This window comes from Bacillus cereus group sp. BfR-BA-01347 (assembly GCF_022663835.1).
Lineage (GTDB): Bacteria > Bacillota > Bacilli > Bacillales > Bacillaceae_G > Bacillus_A > Bacillus_A thuringiensis_K.
In genome coordinates this window covers 19,124-44,076 of the sequence record NZ_JAKUGG010000008.1, presented here as the reverse complement: position 1 = coordinate 44,076, position 24,953 = coordinate 19,124, and the positions used below count along the sequence as shown (strand labels likewise).

Genomic DNA, 24,953 nt, shown 5'->3' with positions numbered 1-24,953 from the left:
TATTAGTACTTTTGAAAATTTTAGCATTTTTACATGCTACCTATCATTATAGCATTATCGAATCTCATCTATAAACTTATATTGGTGAATATAAATAAAAAGATTGACGTGAATTTTCACATCAATCTTTATTATTATTGTTGTTTCTCATATACATGGTAATAATACGTATACGGGTTTTTTTCATCCGTTAAACCTTTTTCTACAAAAATCTCTTTCCAATTTGTCATATCCATTTCTGGGAAGAATGTATCTCCTTCAAATGCATGATGGATTTTTGTTATATACAACTTGTCTACATAAGGTAAAAAGAGATCGTAAATTTGCGCTCCGCCAAAAATAAAAATCTCTTCTTCATTTTTACATAGTTCGAACACTTCTTCTACAGAATGAACAACTTCACAGCCTTCAACATGATACCCTTCATTACGAGTTACAATAATATTACGTCTTCCAGGCAGTGGTCTACCAATCGCTTCATAGTTCTTTCTTCCCATAATAAGCGGGTGGCCCATCGTTGTTTTCTTCACGTATTGTAATTCACTCGGTAAACGCCAAGGTAAATTATTATCTTTACCAATTACTCTATTTTCGTCCATCGCGACCATAAATGAAACAATCATTTTTTCATCTCCTCTACAATTATACTGCAACCGGTGCTTTAATTGCTGGATGCGGATCGTATCCTTCAATCGTTAAATCTTCCATTTCAAAATCAAACACAGATTTCACATCTGGATTTAATGTAAGTTTCGGGAATGGACGTGGTTCACGTGCCAATTGCTTTTCTACTTGTTCAAAATGATTTGTATAAATGTGTGCATCTCCAATTGTATGAACAAATTCTCCTACTTCAAGACCACATTCATGTGCAATTAAATGTGTTAGTAGTGAATAACTTGCGATGTTAAATGGAATTCCAAGGAATATGTCACCACTTCTTTGATATAGCTGACAAGAAAGTTTTCCGTCCGCTACATAAAATTGGAATAATGTATGACAAGGCGGTAATGCCATACTCGGTACGTCTTCAGGATTCCAAGCAGAAACGATTAAACGACGTGAGTCTGGTGTTTTTTTAATCATTTCAATTACATCTTTTAATTGATCAAGTGTCTCACCAGCTGTCGTTTTCCAAGCACGCCATTGTTTACCGTAAACGTCTCCTAAATAACCATATTTATTTGAGAACTCATCATCTTCTAAAACGTTCTTTTTAAACAATTCCATTTGCTCATCGTACTGTACTTTAAATTCTTCATCTTGTTGTGAGCGAAGACCAAAATCAGTCATGTCAGGACCAGTATACTCATCACTTTCTACCCAGCTCTTAAACGCCCATTCATTCCAAATGTTATTATTATGCTGCAATAAATAGCGAATATTTGTATCACCTTTCATAAACCAAAGTAGTTCACTTGCTACAAGGCGAAATGGTACTCTTTTTGTCGTTAATAAAGGAAATCCTTTGCTCAAATCAAAACGCATTTGATATCCAAATACAGATACAGTTCCTGTCCCTGTACGATCTTCTTTCTTCGTACCATGTTCCATTACATGGCGGCATAAATTTAAGTATTCATTTTCAGCATGTTTCATATGTAGGAAAACCTTCTTTCAATCGTATATGGAATTTATCATAACATGAAAAATGGTAAATTTAATAATCTTAATTAATAAAATTTCTTGCGCTAATTCTTACAAAATTATTAACTTTCCATATTTTAAAAGGTTTTCATTTTCTATTACCGAAAGTATAGTGCGGTAGATCAAAATTTATATTTGGAGGTTAGAAATATGTCTAAAATTGAAACACCTGTTATGACTTCTTTACAAACCACGGTTGAAAAAATGATGAAGGATTTAAATGTTCCTGGTGTTGCTGTCGCTGTTATAAAAGACGGTGAAGTTATTCTTTCAGAAGGTTTCGGCTATCGTAATATAGAAACAAAAGAGGCTGTTACACCGAATACTCGATTCGCAATCGGTTCCTCAACGAAAGCGTTTGGTACACTTTCATTAAGCTTGTTAGCACAGCAAAAAAAGTTTAATTGGGATGCTCCTGTCCCGTCTTATATACCTAACTTTACTTTATCTGAACTACTTGCTAGCTCACAAGTTACAGGACGGGATTTAGCTTCTCATCGAACTGGAGTGAGTCGTCATGAGGCTCTTTGGTACAGTTCTTCCTTATCTCGAAAAGATCTCGTTGAAAAAATAAAACATTTACCACTTGATGCACCGTTCCGGACTGCATTTCTATATAACAACTTAATGTATGCAACAATTAGCTACATTGTTGAAAACATTACAAATCAAACGTGGGAGCAATACACTACAGAACATATTTTAGAACCTTTAAATATGAGACATACAAACTTCTCTGTTAACGATTCACAAACTACAGATGATTACGCTTTACCTTACATTGAAAATGACGGTGAAATAAAAGCAGTTCCATTCCGTAACATCGATACAGTTGGCGCTGCTGGGTGTATTAATTCCACAATTGAAGATATGACAAATTGGGTACTTCTCCACTTAAATGAAGGAAAATTTGGAGATCATGAATTAATCTCCTCTGAATTATTACAACAAATGTATACACCACACAATTCAATTCCAGACCAACCGGTTTTATCACTCCCTGAATCTCCATTAAATAGTTACGGTCTTGGTTGGTTTATTAGCGCTTATCGTGGTAAAAAAGTGATTCATCATGGCGGTAATATCGATGGATTTTCAGCGCTTGTTTCATTCATACCAACAGAAAACATAGGCCTTGTCATTTTAACGAATGCTGGAGGAACATTACTTCCTACTTATCTCGCTAATCAAATTTATGACGAACTACTTGAATTAGAATCCATTGATTGGCATAAACGTGCTGTAGAAGATACTAAAAAAATGAAGGAAATGATGAAAGAAGCAACTGAATCCCTCCCTGAACAAATTAAAGGGACTACACCTTCGCACAAGTTAGAGGATTATACTGGTACTTTTGAACATCCTGCATACGGAACATTACAAGTATACAAACGAGATGATTCGTTATATGTACAATTTATGGAAATGGATATTCAATTAGGGCATCATCATTACGACATCTTCTCCACAAAAGTTGACTTATTCCAAATGAAAATGAGCTTATTATTCGCTTATGAAATGAATGTAAGTGGTGAATTCCCATCCCTTCAGTTACATGTACCAGCTACATTAAGTACTCAGCCGCTTACATTTAAGAAAATTAAATAAGTATCTTGATGGTAAAAAATAAAGGTAGGTGCGAATCACACCTACCTTTTCTATTTCATATCAATCTTATCTGGTTGAAACCAAATTGGCTTCGATAACTCAAAGTTATTATGATCCTCTAAAACTATAGTAAGACGCTCTAACATATCATCTAACATATGCGGCGCTGCTCGTAATGTCCAGACAACTGAGGAGAAAACTGTCATGCCAACATACACCGTGTATAATTTCCAGAACTCCTCTGGTATTTTCCTATTAAAGTATCCTTCTATTTGTCCGATTGAATACGGAATACTAATATCCCTTACAAACAGTGCAATTTTTACGAAATCATGAATTGGGTCGCCCCAGTCATAGCCATTAAAATCAACAACACCTACATATTTTCCATCCCGTACAATTATATTTTCTAAATGAAAATCATCGTGTTGAAATCGATTCGGGCGGCTCTTTAAATATATTTCATTTTCTTCTATAAACTTTATGATTTTATCATCATTTTTTATTTTTATTCCGCATGTTTTGTATACCTCTACATATTTACTATGTTTTTTCATAGCTCTTTCATACCATGGAAGTATATCCTTAGGAGCTTCAAATGTATGCATTTTTGCTAAATCTTTTCCTGCCTCTATACCAATATCATATTGTTCTTTTGGTGAATACGTAGGCAATAGCTTCTTCGCATCTTCCCCTTCTAAATATGAAAAAATACTATAGCATACACCTTCTTCTTCCAATATACCTATTTCAATTGGCCTTTGTGCCTGTACGTTACGTTTTACCATTTCATTTAAAATTTGAAACTCTATTTTCTTTCTTTCATACTCTTTTATATCGCCTGTCCGAAATAAATATTTTTCATTATTTGCATTCGTAATTATATATTTCTTATCAGGCGAAAAACCTTTAGAAATTTCTTCAATATTCGCTGCATCTTTTACTATTTGTATATTGCTTTGCCGTGCTGTAATTATCTTCATATCTATTCCCCTTACATTTCTGCATTTGGTGTATAGGCAACTTCTACAATAAATCCATTCGGATCGTAAAAATCAATCGTATAGTAACCTTCCGAATAATGATTCATTTCAATTGGACCACGTATTACCTTCACTTTCGTACTAGAAAGAAAATCTGCTACTTCATCAACTACCTCTCTATGAATAGCTTGATAACAAATATGTCTAGGCCCTAACGTCCTTACGATTTCCTCATCTACTTCTTTAAAATATATTTCACTTTCTCCTGTGCTATATGCTACTTCATTTAACTTTCTCCATCCAATTATGGAAAACAACTTATTATAAAAACAAATGGACTCCTCCAAATTCGCTACCCAAAATTCAATATGATGAATGCCTGCTCGAAGTGTATTCATATTAAGAATACGCACCTTGTACTACTTCCACAATTTCCATCGGCTTATGAACCATATAATCTGGTGCATCTTTTTTCACTGTTTCAATAACATCATATCCCCAAGATACCCAAATTACGTTCACTTCAGCCTTTTTACACGCTGCTACATCTCGCTGTTCATCACCAACGTATAACATATCTTTCTCTGTTATTTTTTTCGATTTTAAAAACCTTTTTATCATTTTATCTTTACCAAACAAATTTTTAGAACAATACACTTCTTGAATATTTTCGATACCATTCTTGTGTAAAAAAGCCCGAATATGCTCTTCTGAGTTCGATGATATGACTGCAATTCCGTAGCCTTTTTTATGTAGTTTATCTAATACATCTTTCATTCCATGGAACAAAACGAGATTTTTTATAGCAGGCTGATATAATTTATAAAATTCCAACGCTAATATCGGTAATTTATACAGTGGTACATCAAGTTGTTTACATCTCTCTGGCATCGTTAATTTACGTAAATGCTCAATTTCTTCTTCCTTTACTGCTTTATACCCATGTTTTTCAGCAAGTTGATTATAAATCCGTACAAATATATTTTGTGAATCTACTAATGTGCCATCAAAGTCAAAAACAATATATTTTTGCATCTCCATACTCCTTTTGCTTCTTTTTTCTAAACCTATGTTATTCAACAACATAGTTGTCTGTCCCTTCTATAAAAATAAAAAAGAACAAGATTTTCTCTTGTTCTTTTTAAGACAACCATTTCGGCGGTACATTTGTATTCCAATAAATATTTCCTAACTCATGATGTCCAGAGTATCCATCATCAAAACGGTGATAATGGAAATTAAAATAATAACCATCTTGCGGCGGATGATCTCTTCTTACATGGAAACGCAATAAATCATTTCCTGATTTCGTATCGTAGACGTGAAAAATCTTTTCATTATTTCCACCAGCTGGTTTTTGAGAAATCGCTAATGATTGTAGTGAGTCTTCTGGTACATCACTAGCAAGCTCAGCAATTGCCTCTTCAATTTTTGGTAATATTACATCTTTAAATTCATCTTCAATTACTGGACCAATTTTAGTACCAAACTTTTGCATCGACTGCTTCTCTGCTTCTTGCATTGCATAAGTAATAAAAGTATCGGTGGTTAACCTGTCATTCGTTTCTTCATATGTATAGGACGTGCTCTCCAAACTTTGTTGCCCAGCTGTGCTCGTAGGCTTGTCCGCAGCTTTGGCATTATCAAGTAATATGGAAGGAGGCGTCACTAAACCAAATGTAAATACGGTAATTAATGCGACTAAGGTTTTTCTAAACCAATTTGGCATTTATGTTCCCTCCCCTTTCACTCATTATTTTTTATATAACGGTGGTTTCTTCTATTATACAAAATGATTATAATTTTTGCACTTTACAATTTTGTTAACGTTCACATATTTTTCACTTGAATATGAAATTGTAAGATTTCATACAATAAAAATACAACAACAATAAGGAGGCGATCAGATGACTTTAGATGTCATGTATTCCGCCGCAAGTATACTCGTTTTAGTATATTTTATTTATCAATGTGTTACAGACTAGAAAAAGAGCCGTCAATGGCTCTTTTTTAATGGTAGAAATACAATCCATACAATTAATAAAATAAAAACAACACTGCCTACCACAGCTGGCAATAAATAAAACTGTAAAAATATAACTGTTACAATCAAGGAAAAGAATAACATATAACTATCTATATATCATTATAAAATATTTATTTTTATGGCAGGAAAAAACATTTTTTAACAGAATATTAAATGTTTGATTACATTTTATTGGAGTGGATAATATGTCTTTTCAAATTCCTGAAGCAACGATAGATGATATAGACGCACTTTGTTCTTTAACGAAAGAATTAAAAGGTTCCTCTATTTCCTATGAAGATATGAACAATCGATTACAATTCGTACAAATGAGTCCGTTTGATTTTTTATATGTTTACGAGGAAGAAGAAGCTATATTTGGATTACTTGGATTTCGTATACGTGAAAATTTAGAAGATGTAACACGTTATGGAGAGATTTCAATTATTAGCGTTGATTCTAACATACGACGTAAAGGCATTGGACAAGTTTTGATGGATTATGCAGAACAATTAGCAAAGAAACATAATTGCATTGGCACATGGCTAGTTAGTGGAACAAAAAGAGTAGAAGCTCATCCTTTTTACAAAAAATTAGGCTATGAGGTAAATGGCTACCGATTTGTAAAACATTTTTAAACTACTTATAAATTGAAGGGACTATAACTATGACAAACATTAAAGCAATTTTCATTGATCGTGACGGTACAATTGGTGGTGACACTACAATACATTATCCAGGATCTTTTTCATTATTTCCATTCACAAAAACATCCTTGCAAAAACTAAAAGCTAAAAATATAAAAATTTTCTCTTTCACAAATCAACCTGGTATCGCAGATGGAATAGCAACTGTAGCCGATTTTGTACAAGAATTAGAAGGCTTCGGTTTTGATGATGTTTATGTATGTCCTCATAAACACGGTGATGGTTGTGAATGCCGTAAACCAAGTACAGGCATGCTGCTTAAAGCAGCAAAAAAACATGGACTTGATTTAACACAATGTGCTGTAGTTGGCGATCGCTGGACTGATATTGTTGCAGGGGCAAAAGTAAATGCGACAACGATTCTAGTCCGAACAGGCGCTGGGTATGATGCTTTGCATACGTACCGAGACAAATGGGCACATATTGAACCAAACTACATTGCAGATAACTTTGAAGATGCAACAAACTGGATTTTAAATCAACTATAATACAAATTAAAAGAGGCGTTTTCAAAATGAAAGCGCCTCTTTTAATCTATTATTATTTAAAACGTTAATTCATAATGGAAATAACGATTATCTCTCAAATAGCCATTTTCAGCGTATAATCGTTGTGCTGATAAATTATCAATCTCTGTTTGCAATTTTACACCTTTTGCTCCATTTTCTAATGCGTATTCTTTAGCAGCTTCTAATAATTTTTTACCTGTTCCGGCTCCACGCTTCGCCGCTTGTACAAATAAATCATTTAAAATCCATAATTCTTTCATTGAAATGGAAGAAAATGATGGATATAGTTGCGTGAACCCAATATATTCGCCGTCTTCAACTGCTACGAAAATAACGGACTCTTTTCTCTCAATTCGATTTCGTAAAAATACTTTTGCCCCTTCTAAATCAGAATCTTGTCTATAAAATATGCGATAGTTATTAAAAACTGATGCTAGTCCATCTAAATCTGCAATTGTTGCCTCATATATTCTCATTTTACTCCATTCCCCTTCCAATACTGTCTCATTATATCCGTTGCCCATTTAGGCTGGTGTATTTCTTCTGTCGGCATAAACCCTTTCATTATTGGTTTTATATCCAATATAGGAGTGCCATCAATAGCATCTAATCCCTCAACAATAATTGATTTACCTTCTCTTTTGATCATCTTGACAATTGTTACACCTATGCGATTCGGACGATTTTTCCCGCGCTGTGCAAAAATACCTACTTCAGGATAATCCTTATTATTTCTAGGATGTCTAGCAAAATACTGAATTTGCTCGTCAGTTACTTTATGAAAATAAAAAACAACTTCAATATGAGAAAAATCTTCAATCCCTTGTATACTTTCTTCTGCATACATTTCAGTTAAAGTTATACGGGATCTTACTTTCCCCCACTCATCATCTTTTATTTCCTTTCTTTCATTATGTACAAATGCGATTGGTTGAACTGAAAACATACGCATTCCCCCTTAAATGTAACCACTTACATTATAAAATATTTTCTGAATGTTTTCCAGATATACGAATCAAGTTTACATAATATAATTATACTCTATCTAGAGCTACCTTGACTGCTTCAATTGCATGTATATGAGTTGTATCAAATATCGGGACAGATACGTTTTCTTGCTTTATTAATAATCCTATTTCTGTACAACCTAATATGATTCCCTGTGCTCCTTTTTGCACTAACTCTTCGATGACTCTTTTATAATATTCTCTAGATTGAGATACTATTTTTCCTAAACATAATTCTGTATATATTACTTTATTTATTTCTTTTCTATTTTTTTCTGATGGTACTATTACTTTTATATTATTTTCTTCTATACGTGACTTATAGAAATCTTGCTCCATTGTATATTTAGTTCCAAGCAGACCAACCTTTTGAATGTCTTTTCTTTTAATTTCTTTTGCAGTTGCATCAGCAATATGTAAGACTGGAATATCAATTTTCGCCTTTATTTTTCCAACTACCTTATGCATTGTATTTGTACAAATAATTATAAAGTCTGCTCCTCCCTTTTGTAATGAATATGCCGCATTCCCTAGAATTTCTCCAGCACCATCCCAATCTCCGCTAGACTGACATCGTTCAATCTCTTCAAAATCCACACTATTAATCAAACATTTTGCTGAATGTAGCCCTCCTAATCTCTCTTTTATTTCTTCATTAATAATTCGATAATATTCTGAAGTTGATTCCCAACTCATACCACCTATAAGACCTATCGTTTTCATATAAACAACACCTACCTAAACTTTTTTATAAAACTAATAACAACATTTTATTATGTATATTATACACAATAAAACAAGACTTTAAGTTTGGAATATAAGGTCTTGTTTTAACGTAAATATAGAATAATTGTACTTTCATTTCCAAGGAAATTTTTATAGAATATTCTGAAATTAATGATCTGATATTTTTATAAATTCTTTATACTTATAATTAAAACACTCTCGATACAACTCTTTGATTTCATCATATGATGGAACACGTGGGTTATTAGCTGGGCTACCACTTTCAATTGCATCTGATGCCATTTTAGAGATAGCATTTTCAAATTCAATTTCATCGATTCCGTATTCTTTTAAATTTGGAATACGAAGATCATAGCAAAGCTTTTTTATTTCCCAAAGCGTATAGTCTGCTACTTCCTCATCAGAATTCGAATACAAATCCTTATTTAAGTTACGTCCAATTTTTGCTAACCTTTTCACTGCACTTGTTTTCGTAAACTCTAACACTGTAGGTAATAGTATGGCATTTGATATTCCATGCGGTACATGAAATAATGCTCCCACTGGCCTTGACATTCCATGAACTAATGTAACTGATGCATTAGAAAATGCAATTCCAGCTTGTAAGGAAGCAATCATCATCGCTTCTCTTGCCTCCATATTACGTCCATCTTCATATGCTATACGTAAATATTTCATAATACTTTCAATAGCTGAAAGAGCAAGTACATCTGTAAGTGGTTGTGAAAATTTAGAAATATAAGCTTCAATCGCATGACATAACGCATCTATTCCTGTTGCTGCCGTAATTTGTGGTGGTAACGAACTTGTCAAAACTGGATCTATAATTGCTACTTTCGGTATAAAACTAGGATGCTTCATCATCATTTTTACATCTGTTTTTTTATTCGTAATTACTGCTACACTTGTAACTTCCGAACCAGTACCAGAAGTTGTTGGAATTGCAATAAGTGGTAGTGGATTGTTTTCTATTTCAATATCCTTTTGGACATAATCCTCAACTTCTCCACCATTTGTATATAAAACCGCTACTGCTTTCGCAGCATCAATACAACTTCCACCACCAATACCAATAATAAAATCGCACTTTTCCTCTTTACAAAGAGATAACGCTTCTAATACGTGTATATTTGTAGGCTCAGCATCCACTTTATTATATGTACTAACAGTAATACCTTTCTTATTTAGTTGTTGCATACACTTTTCAACATATCCTAATTTCTCCATAATTGTATCAGTAACTATAAAAGCTCTTTTCCCTAACTTTTTTGATTGTTCTCCCAGTTTTTCAAGCGAATTCCTTCCATATAATACCGACTTTGGCATACGAAACTCAGAAACCTCTTGCAAGTCCCCCACCCCTTCTTATCCTAATTAATATTTTATAATATAAATTATCGATTTGATGAATCTTTACGATTCAAATTTTTTAATAGAGTCCTGTTAAAGTATAGAATGCGATAACTAAAAATACAGCAACCGTTTTCAAAATAGTAATAGCAAATATATCTTTATATGACTGTTTATGTGTTAATCCCGTTACTGTAAGAATAGTAATAATAGCCCCGTTATGTGGTAGTGTATCCATTCCTCCTGATGCCATTGATACGATACGGTGCATAACTTCTAATGGAATATCAAATTGATTGGCCGCTGCAATAAATTTATCTCCCATTGCGCTTAATACTATTCCCATTCCTTCTGATGCCGAGCCTGTAATTCCAGCTAAAATATTCGTCGTTACTGCACCATTCACTAACGGATTTGTGAAAGTAGCAGAGATGCCATCTCTCATAATTGCGAAGCCTGGAAGTGCTGCAATGACACCACCGAATCCAAACTCAGCTCCTGTATTCATCGTTGCAAGTAGCGCTCCACCAATACTTGTATTCAATCCAGCTTGGAAACCTGTTACTACTCGCTTCCAATATAATAATAACGTTGTTAAGATCCCTATAATAAGTGCCAATTCTACAGACCAAATTCCTACTACTGCACTTAATTCTACTTTTCCAAATGCTTTCATACCAATTGCAGAAAAATCAAAACCGCTTGGATACCACTTCGGTATCATAATAGTAAACACTTTATTCATTACACCTACTAAAATAAGTGGTATAAATGCAATAAGTTGTTGTGCTCTTGTAATTTCAATGTTATTAATTAATGGCATATTTTTTTGTTCTAATTGCACAGATGCTGCCATTTCAGTATTTCCATCATTAAAACCAAAGTATCCTTCACCTGCTGCTTTTGCCTTCTTACGTCTACTCTCTAAATATAGTAAACCTAATGTAAGAACAAAAATTGCTCCTACAATCCCAAGTATCGGTGCAGCATAAATATCCGTTTTAAAAAATGTTGTAGGTATTACATTTTGAATTTGTGGTGATCCAGGTAGCGCATCCATTGTAAACGTTACTGCTCCAAGAACAATCGTTCCAGGGATTAAACGCTTTGGAATATTAGCTTGTCGAAACAACTTAGCTGCGAACGGATAAACAGCAAACACTACTACATACACACTAACACCACTATACGTTAAAATAGCCCCCATTAATACAATCGCTAATATAGTACGTTTTTCACCAACTAACTCAATAATTGTTTTTGCGATAGAATCTGCAATTCCTGACATTTCCACTACTTTTCCAAATATTGCTCCTAATAAAAACACAGGAAAATATAATTTTATAAATCCAACCATTTTCTCCATAAAGATATTAGAAAAGAAAGGTAATACATAACTAGGTTCTGTCAAAAATACTGCAAATAATGCAAATATCGGCGCGAATAAAATAACAGAAAAACCTCTGTATGCTACGAACATAAGTAAACTTAGTGCTAATAATATAATAACTAACTCCAATTTTACCCCTCCATTAAACAGAATATTCTAAATTTTATTGATAAATTTCTACTAACCTTTTAATTCTGACATCCCTCCTCTTATTCATACAAATTTTTATGCTAAAAATGTCTAATTATAATTATTCGATTACATATGAAAAATCCCTTTAAACAGAAACGAATTCATCGTCATACGTTATAAAGGGATTGCTAGAATCTATATTTACTGCTGTATTAAATTTTTCTCTACACAAAAATGATACAGTTCTTCAACATCTTTCACTATGTAGGTCGCACTAACTTCAGTCAGTTCTTTTTCACAGCCATAGCCATATAAAACACCAATTGAAGCAATTCCATTCTGATTTGCACCTATTATATCGTGCTTTCTATCACCAATCATTATCATTTCTTCTTTATTTAGTTCTTCATGTGTTTGTAAAATATGAGCAATTATTTCTTCTTTTTTTATTCTCGTACCATCTAAATTACTTCCAATGATGTCTTCGAAATAATTCGTTAATTGAAAATGCTCTATAACTTGTTTCGCAAATACAGTGGGCTTTGAAGTTGCTACGAATATGCGATTCCCTGAACTTTTTAATTGTTGCAAGAGCTTCAGAATCCCCTCGTATACATTATTTTCAAACAATCCACGCTGCTTTAAATACTCACGGAAGTAAAAAACAGCACGCTCAACCTCTCCTTCACTCATATTATATCTCTCTATGAATGATTGCTGAATAGGAGGACCTATAAATGAATCTAGCTCACTTATATGTACTTCTTCAATTCCTACTTTTTTTAATGCATATAAAACCGAGTTTACAATCCCTTCTTTCGGATCCGTTAAAGTTCCATCTAAATCAAATAGAAATGTTTTATACATGCTTCATTCCTCCACTTAATTTACGGTATAAATAAGTGCTAACATCTCTTCCACTTCTCCCTATTATACTATCATTATCTATTTTTCGAAAAATCAATTTCCATATGTCACATACTTTCAGTTACAAAATACGATAGATATGATAAAGTAAAAAAGTTACAATTATTTTAATAGAAACTGGTGAAACAAATGTCAATTACGTTAATTTTTATAATGGCTTTCACAATTGTGATTCACGCAGTTGAAACAAGCTCTTATAGTATTCGATTAGCTGGAGTACGTTTAAAGAAGATTGCGGTTGCCTTGTCTGTTGTAGGAATGGTGTTACTTATTTCAAGAACATCAAACTTACTACAAGCCTTTTTAATCGGTGGTATTGTCGATGAAGCAAAACTAGATTCTTCTATTAATTTAGAGCATATTATACGACTCGTACTATTATCGGCTTCTATCGGTACATTAATCGCGATCATTCTTTATCCAACTTTGACAAAATTATTTGGATATGTCATTCAAAACTTTGAAACAGACGGTTCTTTCATTCGAATGATGAAAACGAATAACATTCAAAAATTAAAGTACACAAAAAAATATGTCCGTTTTCCAAAGTTAGAAATGATTCATAGACTGCGTATCGGTGGTATTCCAAAGCGTATTATGCTTATTAACATGTTTGCTACTGCTATTTATACAGCAGGGGTACTTTCAGCCCTTTACGCTTCTTTTTTAAATCCAGATTATGCAACAAATGCAAGTACAGCTTCTGGCCTTGTAAATGGTTTCGCCACTATTTTATTAACTGTATTACTCGATCCACGCATTGCTCTTTTAACAGAACGTGCTCTACAATCAGAAAGCGGTGCTGAATCTATGAGTAAAATGTATGGTTGGCTAATGATTTCTAGACTTCTCGGCACATTATTAGCACAACTGCTATTTGTACCAGGTGCTTACTGGATTTTATGGATTATTGAACTGATGCATTAATTTACTAGAAAGGTGAATTTATCAATGAAGATCAAAACAGAGAAAGATATAATTCGCTTAATAGAAAACGACGAATGGATGATGAATGTATTACAAATGGCAAAATCACTAGAGCTACCTGATTGGTGGATTTGTGCTGGATTTGTTCGTTCTAAAATTTGGGATACTTTACATGACTATGAAGCGAAAACGGCTATGCCTGATGTTGATATGATTTATTATGATAGTCTACATCAAGATGAGATATACGAACAATCATTAGAAACGAAATTAATGAATATTGATGCTACTATCCCTTGGTCTGTAAAAAATCAAGCTCGTATGCATGTAGTGAATAATATGCCACCATATTCTTCTTCTGGTGATGCTATTTCTAAATTTCCTGAAACAGCAACCGCTTTAGGAGTTACGCTTGACGAACAAAATAGGGTCATTTTAACAGCTCCATGCGGAATAAATGATGTACTTTCACTACAAGTGAAACCGACAGCTCATTTTCTTGAAACAAAAAACGTATACATATGTACAAAAATAGAGTTATAAAAAAGAATTGGCAAAGTAAGTGGCCTAACATCACAATCACATATCCAGAAATTTAGAAAGGGTGCCTCTCATTTATAGAAGCACCCTTTTCTTCATTTCAAAAAATGTATGACTGTTTCTGCAAATCTATCTGCTTCCTCATAATGAGGTGAATGGCCGCTCTCTTCAAATACGATATACTTGCCGTTTCGGGCATCTTTATTAAATGTTTTAATTTGTTCTTCACACGTTACTACATCATGTTTTCCTACTATTAATAACATTAGATTTTGTACATCTTTTATTTTTGATAATAATGATGTATGACATGCTCCCTCTAATTTTAATCTATCAAAGTGCATTTTGGAGCGATTTGAAAATATTTCCCACTCTTCATCACTGTATAAACTCTCATCTGTCCTATCTTCCTTATTATTGTAAATCTCCATTCTTTTTTCTTCTAATTCATTGCTTAGTCTTATATAAGCCTCTAACAACTCTTTTGAACTAGCATTGCTAGATGAATAAGCAAGAGACTCTTCTGCTACTTCCTCTTTTCCATACTTTTTTAATAAATGCCCTGTCTTTTGTAACAAAGCCCTACTTGTTAATGCAAAATCAAAAGTTGGTCCTTCAAATATTATTTTCTCTATTGAACTTGGATATATCGACGCATAAAGCAATGCTAAATATCCACCGAAAGAGTGTCCAATTATAGACCACTTCTCAATTTGTAATACTTTTTTTAATTCCTCACAGTCTTCAATCAAATCATTTAATCCAAAAGCTTCGTCTTCAGTAATTTCTTCTGAGCGACAAACACCTCTTTGATCTATCATAATTACATATAGAGAATCTTTTAAACGTTCCGCTTGATGAAATGAAAAATCATAACAACTTTCTCCTGGTCCACCATGCAAGTATAAGACTGGCTTATTTTTAGGATTTCCATGTGTTTCAACGTATAGCTTTTTCCCTCTAATATTCATATATTTCCCTGCTTCTATCAAATTTTTCTTTATGATCATCACCCTTTTTTACTGAATATTATAACATTTAATGTTAAATAATCCCTATTACATTTAAGAAGACGATAATTATTGCAAGTGGTGCTACAAATCGAAGTAAAAATACCCAACAAGTAAATACTTTCTTTCCATAATTTCCACCTACAAAAAACTCTGCTTCTAGTACCTTCTTCTCCATTTTGAATGAAACGAAAATACTAATAAATAGTGCTCCAAGTGGCATTAATATATTACTAGATAAAAAGTCTACTGCATCAAAAATATTCTTTCCAAAAATCGTAATATCACTCCATACTCCAAATGATAACGCAGATGGTATACCTACTAAGAAAATGCAGAAGCCGATCATCCATGATAATTTCGTTCTTCTTTCTTGTTCACCATTTGCTAATGCTGAAACAACAGTTTCTAGTAGAGAAAATGCTGATGTTAATGTCGCAAATGTAAATAGTGCAAGAAATACTGTTAAGAAAAATCCACCGAATGGGATTTGACTAAATACAGATGGTAATACGATAAACAGTAATCCAGGTCCTTCTGTTGGCTCCATTCCTAATGAAAATACGGCTGGAAAAATAGCAAGACCTGCAAATAATGAAACAAATAAATTTAATCCAACAATTGTTATTGCTGATTTTGGTAAACTTTCTTTTTTATTTAAATAGGAACTATACGTAACCATAATTGAAATCCCGATACTAATTGCAAAGAATGATTGCCCCATTGCGAACAAAATACTTTCCGAAGTAATCTTTGAGAAATCTGGTTGTAAGAAAAACTTCACACCTTTCATTGCATCATCAAGTGTTAACGAACGAATAATAAGAGCGACAAATAAAACGAACAATGCTGGCAACATATATTTACTTGCTTTTTCAATTCCGTTTTGTACACCCTTTGATACAACCCATATCGTAATGAACATAAAAGCGAAATGTCCCATAATAGCCCAAGCAGGATTCCCAATTGTTTCAGTAAATAATGTACCGTAATTTTGTCCTGGAGTAATCAGTTGTCCAGTTATTCCTCTGAATAAATAAATTAATACCCATCCACCTACAACACTATAAAACGAAAGTAGTATAAAACAAGTTCCAACACCAAGGCGTCCAATCCAATGCCATCCTGTATTTGGTGCGATGCTTTTAAATGCTCCAACTGCTTGTTTCTGCGTACTGCGTCCAATCATAAATTCAGCTATAAGTAGCGGTAGTCCAATTAAAACAGTAAATAATATAAATATTAAAAAGAACGCTCCTCCCCCACTCTTCCCAGCGATATAAGGGAACTTCCATATCGCACCAAGTCCAATTGCTGATCCGGCTGCCGCCATTATAAAACCTAATTTCGAAGTCCATTGCTCCGTCTGTTTCATCTCATTTTCCTCCTAATTAAATCTTTTTATATAAATAAATAAATTTTATAAACCTATTCAAATAAACCCTCCATTTCTTCTTCCATATAATAAAAAAATGGCCTAGCATCTCTATATAAAGAGACGCTAAGCCATTTACTTAACGCGGTACCACCCTTATTGATTCCATTATGAATCCACCTTAGTAGTAATCGTTTGATTACAAACCTAATATCGAAGGTTAACCGTTAAGATTTACTAAGAATGTAATTCCGTTCCACCTTACTGCTCCTAGGCGAGTTCAGGATGTCATTTGACTATGTCACACCAACCCATAGCTCTCTGTACAAATACATGACCTTACTACTCCTATTCAACACATTTTAATATTTAGAATATATTTTCTTTTGAAATTAATATGAAGTATATCTGTTATATTTGTAACTGTCAAGGGTATATTGATTTTTTTGTCGAAATGGTTCATATTTCAACTGACTTTTACTAAGCTTATTAGAAAAAGAAAGAGTCTATATTTTCACCTTTTTAAACGAACTATAAAAAAAGAATCTTCGCGATAATCGCGAAGATTCTTTTTACGGTATGAGACGAGTACAATCTCTCGGAAAAGCACTCGCCTCTCGTACATTTGTTAATTCTAAAAGTTTATATACAACCCTTTCTAACTCAATTCCGAAACCTCCATGTGGTGGACAACCATATCGAAATGTATTTAAATAAGATTGAAATTTATCTGGGTGTAATCCTTTTTCTTTAAACGAAGCGAGTAACATTTCATAATTATGAATTCGCTGTGCCCCTGACGTTATTTCTAATCCTTTATATAATAAGTCGAATGAATCAGTAATAGATGGATTCTCTTTATTCGGCATCGTATACATCGGTCTCGCTTCTTTCGGATAATGCGTAATGAAAACAAATTCACTATTATATATTTCCTTCACATATTTCCCTAGTAACTTTTCACCTTCTGTATCTAAATCCCCTACAGGAGATTCTTTACGATACTTACTTTTCAAAATTTCTTGTGCTTCTAACAATGTAATTTTAGGTATTTCAGTAATAATAGGTACTTCTATTTGTAATAGTTGTAGTTCTATTTCACATTTTTTCGCTACTTGTTGAAACATATATCGTAAAACATCCGTTTCTAGTTGCATCACTTCATAAAAATCATGAATAAAACCAAGCTCTACGTCTAACGATATATATTCATTCAAATGACGGGAAGAATTATGATGTTCTGCTCTATATACAGGTGCAATTTCAAAAACTCGTTCTAACCCACCTGCCACCATCATTTGCTTATAGAACTGTGGTGATTGTGCTAAATAAGCTTCTTTTTGGAAGTATGGAAGCTTAAAAACATTTGCTCCTCCTTCTGCCCCTTGCGAAACAATTTTTGGCGTAAATATTCGTGTGAAATCGTTCTCTATAAGAACTTCACTAAAGCTCTGAACGAGTGCAGATTTTACTTTAAAAATCGCTGCGGTTCGCTCATGCCTTAATGATATTACTCGCTCATTAAGTAGTTGATCTAAGCCAACTTGTAACTTCTTTTTATTTATTTCAAATGGAAGTGGCTCTGCACCGTTTATTACTTTCACTTCATGAGCAAGTACTTCAACACCCAATTCTGTTTTCGATGTCTCGACTATTTCACCAATTACGTGAACGACACTTTCTACATCAACTTTATATCCAGCCAATTCATTTTCTAATACACATTGAATTACTCCTGTTCTGTCCCGTAATAATAAAAAACTAACATTTCCAAGATGTCGAATCTTTTTTACCCATCCTTGAAGTAATACAACCTTTCCACTTTGCTTTGTACATTCTTTTGTGAGTGAACGCTTCATTATTGAATCCATTATTTTTCCCTCCAGTAATTTTATATTTATTTACGTTATTGTTGTCATCGTCATCATCCACGGTCACTCACCCCCTTTCAAAGAATACAAAAATCCGCCCCTATAAATAGGGACGGATTTTTTCCGCGGTACCACCCAAATTGTCATACTGACCATCTTAGCCCTGATAACGGTAGGTACCGTTTGCTTTTACTAATAATCACGTTCAAAGCAACACTCACAGGTGTCTTTCCATCATGCGGTATCGCAACCTTCCCAGCAACCGGCTGCTCTCTGTAGACCTTTGCACCATGTACTTTTCCTGATCATCACTTTTTATATTTACAGAGTATTCTAACTCCTTTCCTTATAAAACGCAAGCTTTTTTTGAAACATTCTGGTTTTATAACTCCTAACTTCTTCTAAAGTGTGAAAAGTTAATTTTGTAATACATATTCTTATGTATTACAAAATTACACCTTTCATATTTTCCAATTTTTACATAAAAACTAATTCATTTACGCATATTAATAAAAATTTTAAAGCGAGGTGTGTATATGCAAAAAGCAATTAGTTTCTTTCTCCTTTTGTTTTGCTTAATTGTAGTAAACGAAACGTATGCCTATTCACCAAAATCTTTACCAATCTCTCAAAACTCTGATCAATGGCAAGTGAATATTGATAAACCGAAAAAAACAAACAAGAATATGCTTCAAGCTAAAAAAGAGGAATTTCAAACATATCATTTTTCAGTAAAGAATGTCGGGAATAGTGAAGTATATAATGTAAACGTCGAAGTATTCCGCAACGAACCAAATAAGAAAACGAAATATGAACTCTTTTCCCTAAAGGAAAGTCGTTTGGCAAGTGGAAAAACTGGATTTGAACACGCTAATTTACCCGTTGCTACAAAAGCAGATGAAGTTGATGTTATTATTACATGGCAAGAACACCCATTCCGATCGATGCGAAATGGTCAAAAAGTTGAATCTAGAAAATTTAAAGAGCATTTTGTTTTTAAAGAAGCTAAAAAGTAAATGGGATACGGATATATTCACACTATCATTGATATAGCTTTACTTACTAGTACCAGCTCTTAAGCAAATTAAAAAGTCGTGGCTTATAAATGCCACGACTTTTTATATTAATTCGTACTAATGCCTCTCGCTGCCCAAATGCGATCGATATCAGCAGCATGTTGTCCGCCATATAAAAGAGCATCCGCTTGCTTAATCGCTTTCGCTCCATCACTGAATTTAGAGTTTGGTGTTAATGACCAGTGTGATTGTAAAATGATTTTTGTTGCTACATCACGGCCAAAAGCTTGTGCCATTTCGTATTGACCTTGTGACCAAATTTCACCGTCAGCATGTACTTGATTTTTTATATCTTTCGGATACGCTTTATTCGTATCTAATCGGCGTAAGCACGTTGGATCTGAACTAGAGTAAGCTGCCGCATCCCACTCTCCAACACATGCTTTTCCATATCCTGTTGTCGATACAGCATCTTCATACGTAGCACCTAAGAAGTCACCAAATCCTTCTCCCATCGCTCCGCCTTCTGTTGAACTACCAAAGCCAGGAACTTGGTTATCTTGGATCGAATGTCCGTATTCATGTGCGATAATTCCAGCATCTTCTGCATCATCAACACCGCCAGTACCAAATGTTAAAGCTTTCGTTGTCGGTGAATAGAATGAGTTATCAGCTGTTGTTCCATTCACATTCACTTTAATCGAACGATTATTAATATTTTTAAACCCTAGACTTTGAATATAACGTTGCAATGTATCAATATGATAATATGACATTACATCTTCAAAGCTATCATTTGCACGTGTATAGTTGAATTGTAAGTTTGTAGATTTTGTTCTCGCTTTTGAAGAAATCGTTACATACTCTCCAATTAAAAAACCTGTCCCATCTAAGCCTTTTAAAGTAACAGTTTTTAATTGATTCGTTAGCGCTGTAGAATCTGCATCATTATTATCTTTTAATCCCACTAAACTCCCGCTTGATACGACAGGGTTAGGTAAAAATACTTTTCCTGTTCCTTCTACTTTTCGGTTTATATCAACTTTTTTAATTAACTTTCCATTTTCTGCATCAATAAATGTTTCCCACGCACCAAATGGATTATTAGAATGGACTACAACTTTATATACTGGACGAGCAATTCCTTCTTCAACAATATATCCGAACTCTTTATCTGTAGGAGCCCATAAATTTTGCTCACTTGCTTCTCCAACATACGCCATTGATTTTTGTATTGCATCTTTTTCACTAATTTTTGTCGTTACTTCCTTCACACCTGTAACAGGCTGATAATCAGAAACAGCGAGTACTCCCTTTCCCTCTCCGTTAAGCGTAACTGTTATTTGTTTTGAAAATACAGGTGCACCATTAACAACTTGTTGGAACCTAACATATGAAGCTACTGATGTTTCTGTTGTAGAAATATATTGCAAGTCTGAAAGATCTGTTTTCAATCCATACTGCGCAGCATTTTCTTTTAAATATTCAGTTGCTTTTTTCTGCGGTGAATAAGCTTCTAACTTTACTTGCTGTTGTTTTTCCAATGCCGAAACCGTAGAAATTGTCCCCATTACTAACGGCACAGTCATTGCCATTGCCACCATTTTTTTATTAAACATAGAACCACTCCCCCTAATAAAGTAGCTCAACCTTATCCCATTACCACTAGGCAATCATTCCCCGCAAAACGGATGGATAAAAATTGAATCTACGAGTAATTCTCTATGAACACTTCTATTACCTTTCCATTTAGGGTAAGTGAAATTTTCTCAATATTTATGTATGAATTGAACACAATACTGTAGAAATATATTTCTACGGTATTGTGTTCGGTACGCTATGAAAAAAGACAATTGCTAGTGGTCCTATCGAATGTATAGTCAAATAAATTCTAATCATACAAAAAAGGAAGTTGGAATCATTCCAACTTCCTTTTTTCTTTAATTAGCTGCACTTAATTTAATTCTAAGTTTTGTTTCACCTAAAGAAAGTTCATCGTCTTCGTTCGTTAAGTTACCAAATGTAAATTGTTTAACGAGTAAGTTTTCTTCCAATAAATCTTTATGGTTCGTTAACGTTCGCTGTAGTTCTTCTTCTGTATCAAGAATAATATCGACTCGTAAATTAACTGGTAAATTCAACTGTTTACGATATTCTTGAACCGCACGAATGAATTCACGCGCTACTCCTTCTTGTAACAATTCTTCCGTTACATTCGTATCTAACATAACTGTATATTGTCCGTTAGTCGTATTAGAGAATCCTGATTTTGCAACTTTCTCAACTAACACATCGTCAGCAGTTACAACTACTTCTTCTCCTAGTGTTGCTTCGTAAACTGCTCTTCCTGTTGATACAAAGTTTTGTACTTCTTCTTGTGATAATTGTTTTAGCCAACCATTCACTGCATTCACATTTTTACCGAATTTTGGCCCCGCTGTTTTAAAATTAAGCTTCAATTGATATGATGTGTATTTTGTTTCATCGAGTTCAACATGGAACGCTTTTACATTTAACTCATCCATAACGATATCACGATAAGATCCCCAATCCATATCATTCTCGTTATGCTCAAGTAATACAAGTTCTGCTAGCGGCTGTTTTACTTTTAAAGAATGCTGATTACGGTTACTTCTTCCAAGTTCAACAACTTGTAAAACAGCATCCATTTCCGCTTCTAATTTCGGTTGAAGTAGTGATTCATTTACAACTGGATAATCGGCTAAATGAACGCTGCTTCCTTCTAAATTCAGATGAATGTCTTCCGCAACAAACGGTGTAAATGGTGCAATTAATTTACTAATTGTTACAAGCACTTCATGAAGTGTCTCATACGCAGCTGCTTTCTCAGCGTTCATACCAGATTCCCAGAAACGATTACGTGAGCGTCTTACATACCAGTTACTCACTTCATCTACAAGTGTTGCAATTTCACGAGCTGCATTCGTAAATTGATAATCATCAAGTGCAGTTCTCACTTTTTTCGTTGTACTATGCAATCTTGATAATACCCATTCGTCTAATTTTGTAAGCTTTACATCATACGTTTCTTTCGGATTATACTCATCTAAATTTGCATATAAAACGTAGAAGCTATACACATTGACTAATGTATCTACAAATTTTGATTTCGCTTCCAGTACTGTTCTTTCAGAAAAACGCTTCGCATTCCACGGGGCACTATCAACAAGTAAAGCCCATCTTAGCGCATCTGCACCAAACTTATCTACTAAATCAACTGGATCAAGTGCATTTCCTTTGCTTTTAGACATTTTCTGCCCTTCTTCATCTAAAACATGCCCTAGTGATAACACTCGTTTATACGGTACTTTTCCTGTATATAGTGCTGATACTGCTAATAAACTATAAAACCAGCCGCGTGTTTGATCAATTCCTTCTGCAATAACATCCGCTGGAAACTGCTCTTCAAATAACTCTTTATTTTCAAATGGGTAATGATATTGTGCAAATGGCATAGAACCACTATCAAACCAAACATCAATCACTTCTGGTGTACGATTCATTGTGCCTCCGCATTTCCCGCAGCAGACTTGCACTTCATCTACATACGGCTTATGCAACTCCAAATCTTCCGGTGTTTCTTTCTTACTATGCTTTCTTAATTCGGCAATGCTTTTCGGTGCGAACTGATGATTACAACTTTCACATTCCCACACGTTTAATGGTGTTCCCCAATATCTATTTCGGCTAATATTCCAGTCCACCATATTTTCTAAAAACTTACCAAAACGTCCATGTTTCATATAATCCGGATACCAAGTAACAGAATCATTATTTTGTAAAAATGTATCTTTAATTGCAGTTGTTCGGATTAACCAACTTTCTCCTGCATAATAAAGTAGTGGTGAATCACAACGCCAGCAATGCGGATAGCTATGTTCATATTTTTCTTTATGATACAGTAAACCTTCCTTCGCTAAATAACGAACGATATCCACGTCACAATCTTTTACAAATTTCCCTTTCAAAAATGGTACTGCTTCTGTATACTCACCTTTTTCATCTACAACGTGCAAGAATGACAATCCTTCACTTTGAACGACTCTATAATCGTCCTCTCCATATGCTGGAGCAATATGAACAAGTCCTGTACCACTATCTGCCGTTACAAAATCTGCTGAGATAACGCGGTAACCATTTGTAACTTCTTTCATCGGAAATGGCGCTGTATAAGATGTGTTTAATAATTCTTCGCCTTTATGAACAGATAATACTTCATAATTCTCTTTTAATACTTCTTGTACACGTTCTTTCGCAACAATGTATACATGACCTTCTTGTTTTGCTTTAACGTATTCCATATTTGGATGGACAGCAAGCGCAACGTTTGCTGGAAGTGTCCAAGGTGTCGTTGTCCAACCTAAGAAATACTCATTTTCACTATCTTTCACTTTAAACTTCACAGTTGCACTTAAATCTTTTACTGTTTTATACCCTTGTGCAACCTCATGTGAGCTCAATGAGGTTTGACAGCTTGGGCAGTATGGTGAAACTCTATATCCTTTATATAACAATCCTTTTTCATGGATTGTCCCCAAAATATGCCATACACTTTCAATATATGGATTCTTTAAAGTTACATATGGATCATCCATATCTACCCAATAACCAATACTTTCAGTGAATTCACGCCACTGCTTCTCATATGTGAAAACACTCTCTTTACACTTTTGAATAAATGGTTCAATACCATATTCTTCGATCTCATGTTTACCAGAAATACCAAGTTGCTTCTCAACGCCTAATTCTACAGGTAAACCATGTGTATCCCATCCCGCTTTTCTTAACACTTTATAACCAGCCATCGTTTTATATCTTGCTACTAAGTCTTTAATTGTTCGTCCAAGTGCATGACCTACATGCGGTAGTCCGTTCGCCGTTGGTGGTCCTTCATAAAATACGAAAGACTGTGCGCCTTCTCGATTCTGAATTGATTGTTCGAAAATATTTTGTTCGTTCCACTGTTTGCGAATTCGCATTTCTCTTCCTACAGCTGATTCTTTTACATCTACTTTTTCCATATACAATCACTCCTTTGAATATTTTAAAGCACACAAAAAACCCGTCCCTATAAAGTAGGGACGGGTTTACCCGCGATACCACCCTAATTCTATTAGCTTTTTCACTAATAGCACTTAGCAACGTACTATCATACGTGTT

The 24,953-nt window shown here is 34.0% G+C and carries 22 protein-coding genes, 1 pseudogene and 3 other annotated features (1 of these 26 cut by a window edge); of the genes and pseudogenes, 6 read left to right on the top strand and 17 right to left on the bottom strand.

What is annotated here, in order from left to right:
- Positions 1-134: 134 nt before the first annotated feature.
- Positions 135-623 carry a dihydrofolate reductase gene (locus MR143_RS14085; protein ID WP_000637206.1) on the bottom strand — a complete coding sequence of 163 codons (489 nt, stop codon included), beginning with the start codon at positions 621-623 and terminating at the stop codon, positions 135-137.
- 19 nt (positions 624-642) lie between these two features.
- Positions 643-1,599: a thymidylate synthase gene (locus tag MR143_RS14080; protein WP_000679609.1), complete on the bottom strand. Its 957-nt coding sequence runs from the start codon at positions 1,597-1,599 to the stop codon at positions 643-645.
- Between the two features lie 198 nt (positions 1,600-1,797).
- Between MR143_RS14080 and MR143_RS14075 the strand changes: the two genes are divergently transcribed.
- Positions 1,798-3,255, top strand: a complete 1,458-nt coding sequence (locus MR143_RS14075; RefSeq protein WP_000034351.1) for a serine hydrolase — start codon at positions 1,798-1,800, stop codon at positions 3,253-3,255.
- Positions 3,256-3,305: 50 nt separating this feature from the next.
- On the opposite strand, the gene MR143_RS14070 is transcribed toward MR143_RS14075, so the two are convergent.
- The 4 genes from MR143_RS14070 to MR143_RS14055 all read right to left on the bottom strand — a co-directional run bounded on the left by MR143_RS14070 (position 3,306) and on the right by MR143_RS14055 (position 5,967).
- Complete coding sequence (locus tag MR143_RS14070; RefSeq protein ID WP_000692079.1) at positions 3,306-4,238, bottom strand: aminoglycoside phosphotransferase family protein; 933 nt, start codon at positions 4,236-4,238, stop codon at positions 3,306-3,308.
- 11 nt (positions 4,239-4,249) lie between these two features.
- Positions 4,250-4,636, bottom strand: coding sequence for a VOC family protein (locus MR143_RS14065; RefSeq protein ID WP_001094649.1), 387 nt, complete (start codon positions 4,634-4,636; stop codon positions 4,250-4,252).
- Position 4,637: 1 nt separating this feature from the next.
- Entirely contained in the window at positions 4,638-5,273 is a 636-nt protein-coding gene (locus MR143_RS14060; RefSeq protein WP_001175004.1) for an HAD family hydrolase, read from the bottom strand.
- Positions 5,274-5,379: 106 nt separating this feature from the next.
- The gene (locus MR143_RS14055) at positions 5,380-5,967 is read right to left on the bottom strand and encodes a YpjP family protein (RefSeq protein ID WP_001134421.1); all 588 of its coding nucleotides are present in this window, start codon (positions 5,965-5,967) and stop codon (positions 5,380-5,382) included.
- Positions 5,968-6,470: 503 nt separating this feature from the next.
- Here MR143_RS14055 and MR143_RS14045 point away from each other — a divergent pair.
- The gene (locus MR143_RS14045; RefSeq protein ID WP_242280806.1) at positions 6,471-6,902 is read left to right on the top strand and encodes a GNAT family N-acetyltransferase; all 432 of its coding nucleotides are present in this window, start codon (positions 6,471-6,473) and stop codon (positions 6,900-6,902) included.
- A gap of 29 nt (positions 6,903-6,931) precedes the next feature.
- On the top strand, positions 6,932-7,459 hold the full coding sequence (locus MR143_RS14040; protein WP_000181773.1) for an HAD-IIIA family hydrolase: 528 nt from the start codon (positions 6,932-6,934) through the stop codon (positions 7,457-7,459).
- Positions 7,460-7,515: 56 nt separating this feature from the next.
- On the opposite strand, the gene MR143_RS14035 is transcribed toward MR143_RS14040, so the two are convergent.
- The 6 genes from MR143_RS14035 to MR143_RS14010 form a co-directional block, all read right to left on the bottom strand.
- Entirely contained in the window at positions 7,516-7,956 is a 441-nt protein-coding gene (locus MR143_RS14035) for a GNAT family N-acetyltransferase (protein ID WP_001223853.1), read from the bottom strand.
- Positions 7,953-8,426 (bottom strand): SAM-dependent methyltransferase, encoded by a 474-nt coding sequence (locus MR143_RS14030; RefSeq protein ID WP_000493266.1) that lies wholly within the window; start codon positions 8,424-8,426, stop codon positions 7,953-7,955. Before MR143_RS14030 ends, MR143_RS14035 begins: the two co-directional genes overlap by 4 nt.
- Before the next feature lie 88 nt (positions 8,427-8,514).
- Complete coding sequence (locus MR143_RS14025; RefSeq protein ID WP_000848571.1) at positions 8,515-9,210, bottom strand: aspartate/glutamate racemase family protein; 696 nt, start codon at positions 9,208-9,210, stop codon at positions 8,515-8,517.
- Between the two features lie 171 nt (positions 9,211-9,381).
- A complete protein-coding gene (locus tag MR143_RS14020) occupies positions 9,382-10,584 on the bottom strand; it encodes an iron-containing alcohol dehydrogenase (RefSeq protein ID WP_001158671.1) in 1,203 nt (400 codons plus the stop codon).
- 79 nt (positions 10,585-10,663) lie between these two features.
- Complete coding sequence (locus MR143_RS14015; RefSeq protein ID WP_199717807.1) at positions 10,664-12,103, bottom strand: GntP family permease; 1,440 nt, start codon at positions 12,101-12,103, stop codon at positions 10,664-10,666.
- 204 nt (positions 12,104-12,307) lie between these two features.
- On the bottom strand, positions 12,308-12,973 hold the full coding sequence (locus MR143_RS14010; protein ID WP_000278478.1) for an HAD family hydrolase: 666 nt from the start codon (positions 12,971-12,973) through the stop codon (positions 12,308-12,310).
- A 189-nt stretch (positions 12,974-13,162) separates the two neighbouring features.
- On the opposite strand from MR143_RS14010, the gene MR143_RS14005 reads away from it, so the two are divergent.
- Positions 13,163-13,960 (top strand): lipid II flippase Amj family protein, encoded by a 798-nt coding sequence (locus MR143_RS14005; RefSeq protein WP_000028915.1) that lies wholly within the window; start codon positions 13,163-13,165, stop codon positions 13,958-13,960.
- A gap of 24 nt (positions 13,961-13,984) precedes the next feature.
- Positions 13,985-14,559 (top strand): annotated as a pseudogene (locus MR143_RS14000) (nucleotidyltransferase family protein).
- 36 nt (positions 14,560-14,595) lie between these two features.
- Here MR143_RS14000 and MR143_RS13995 read toward each other — a convergent pair.
- The 3 genes from MR143_RS13995 to aspS all read right to left on the bottom strand — a co-directional run bounded on the left by MR143_RS13995 (position 14,596) and on the right by aspS (position 18,756).
- A complete protein-coding gene (locus MR143_RS13995) occupies positions 14,596-15,471 on the bottom strand; it encodes an alpha/beta fold hydrolase (protein ID WP_199717805.1) in 876 nt (291 codons plus the stop codon).
- A 73-nt stretch (positions 15,472-15,544) separates the two neighbouring features.
- Positions 15,545-16,885, bottom strand: coding sequence for a sodium-dependent transporter (locus MR143_RS13990; RefSeq protein ID WP_000814540.1), 1,341 nt, complete (start codon positions 16,883-16,885; stop codon positions 15,545-15,547).
- 116 nt (positions 16,886-17,001) lie between these two features.
- Positions 17,002-17,250, bottom strand: a binding site (T-box leader).
- A gap of 207 nt (positions 17,251-17,457) precedes the next feature.
- The gene (aspS, locus tag MR143_RS13985) at positions 17,458-18,756 is read right to left on the bottom strand and encodes an aspartate--tRNA(Asn) ligase (RefSeq protein WP_242280805.1); all 1,299 of its coding nucleotides are present in this window, start codon (positions 18,754-18,756) and stop codon (positions 17,458-17,460) included.
- 105 nt (positions 18,757-18,861) lie between these two features.
- Positions 18,862-19,074: a binding site (T-box leader), on the bottom strand.
- Between the two features lie 218 nt (positions 19,075-19,292).
- Here aspS and MR143_RS13980 point away from each other — a divergent pair.
- Positions 19,293-19,772, top strand: coding sequence for a hypothetical protein (locus tag MR143_RS13980; protein WP_001167917.1), 480 nt, complete (start codon positions 19,293-19,295; stop codon positions 19,770-19,772).
- Between the two features lie 107 nt (positions 19,773-19,879).
- Here the strand turns inward: MR143_RS13980 and MR143_RS13975 are convergent, their stop codons facing one another.
- A complete protein-coding gene (locus MR143_RS13975) occupies positions 19,880-21,391 on the bottom strand; it encodes a M36 family metallopeptidase (protein WP_000482278.1) in 1,512 nt (503 codons plus the stop codon).
- 321 nt (positions 21,392-21,712) lie between these two features.
- Complete coding sequence (gene ileS / locus MR143_RS13970) at positions 21,713-24,814, bottom strand: isoleucine--tRNA ligase (protein ID WP_000416541.1); 3,102 nt, start codon at positions 24,812-24,814, stop codon at positions 21,713-21,715.
- A 53-nt stretch (positions 24,815-24,867) separates the two neighbouring features.
- Positions 24,868-24,953 (bottom strand) — a binding site (T-box leader) (it continues 155 nt past the right edge of the window).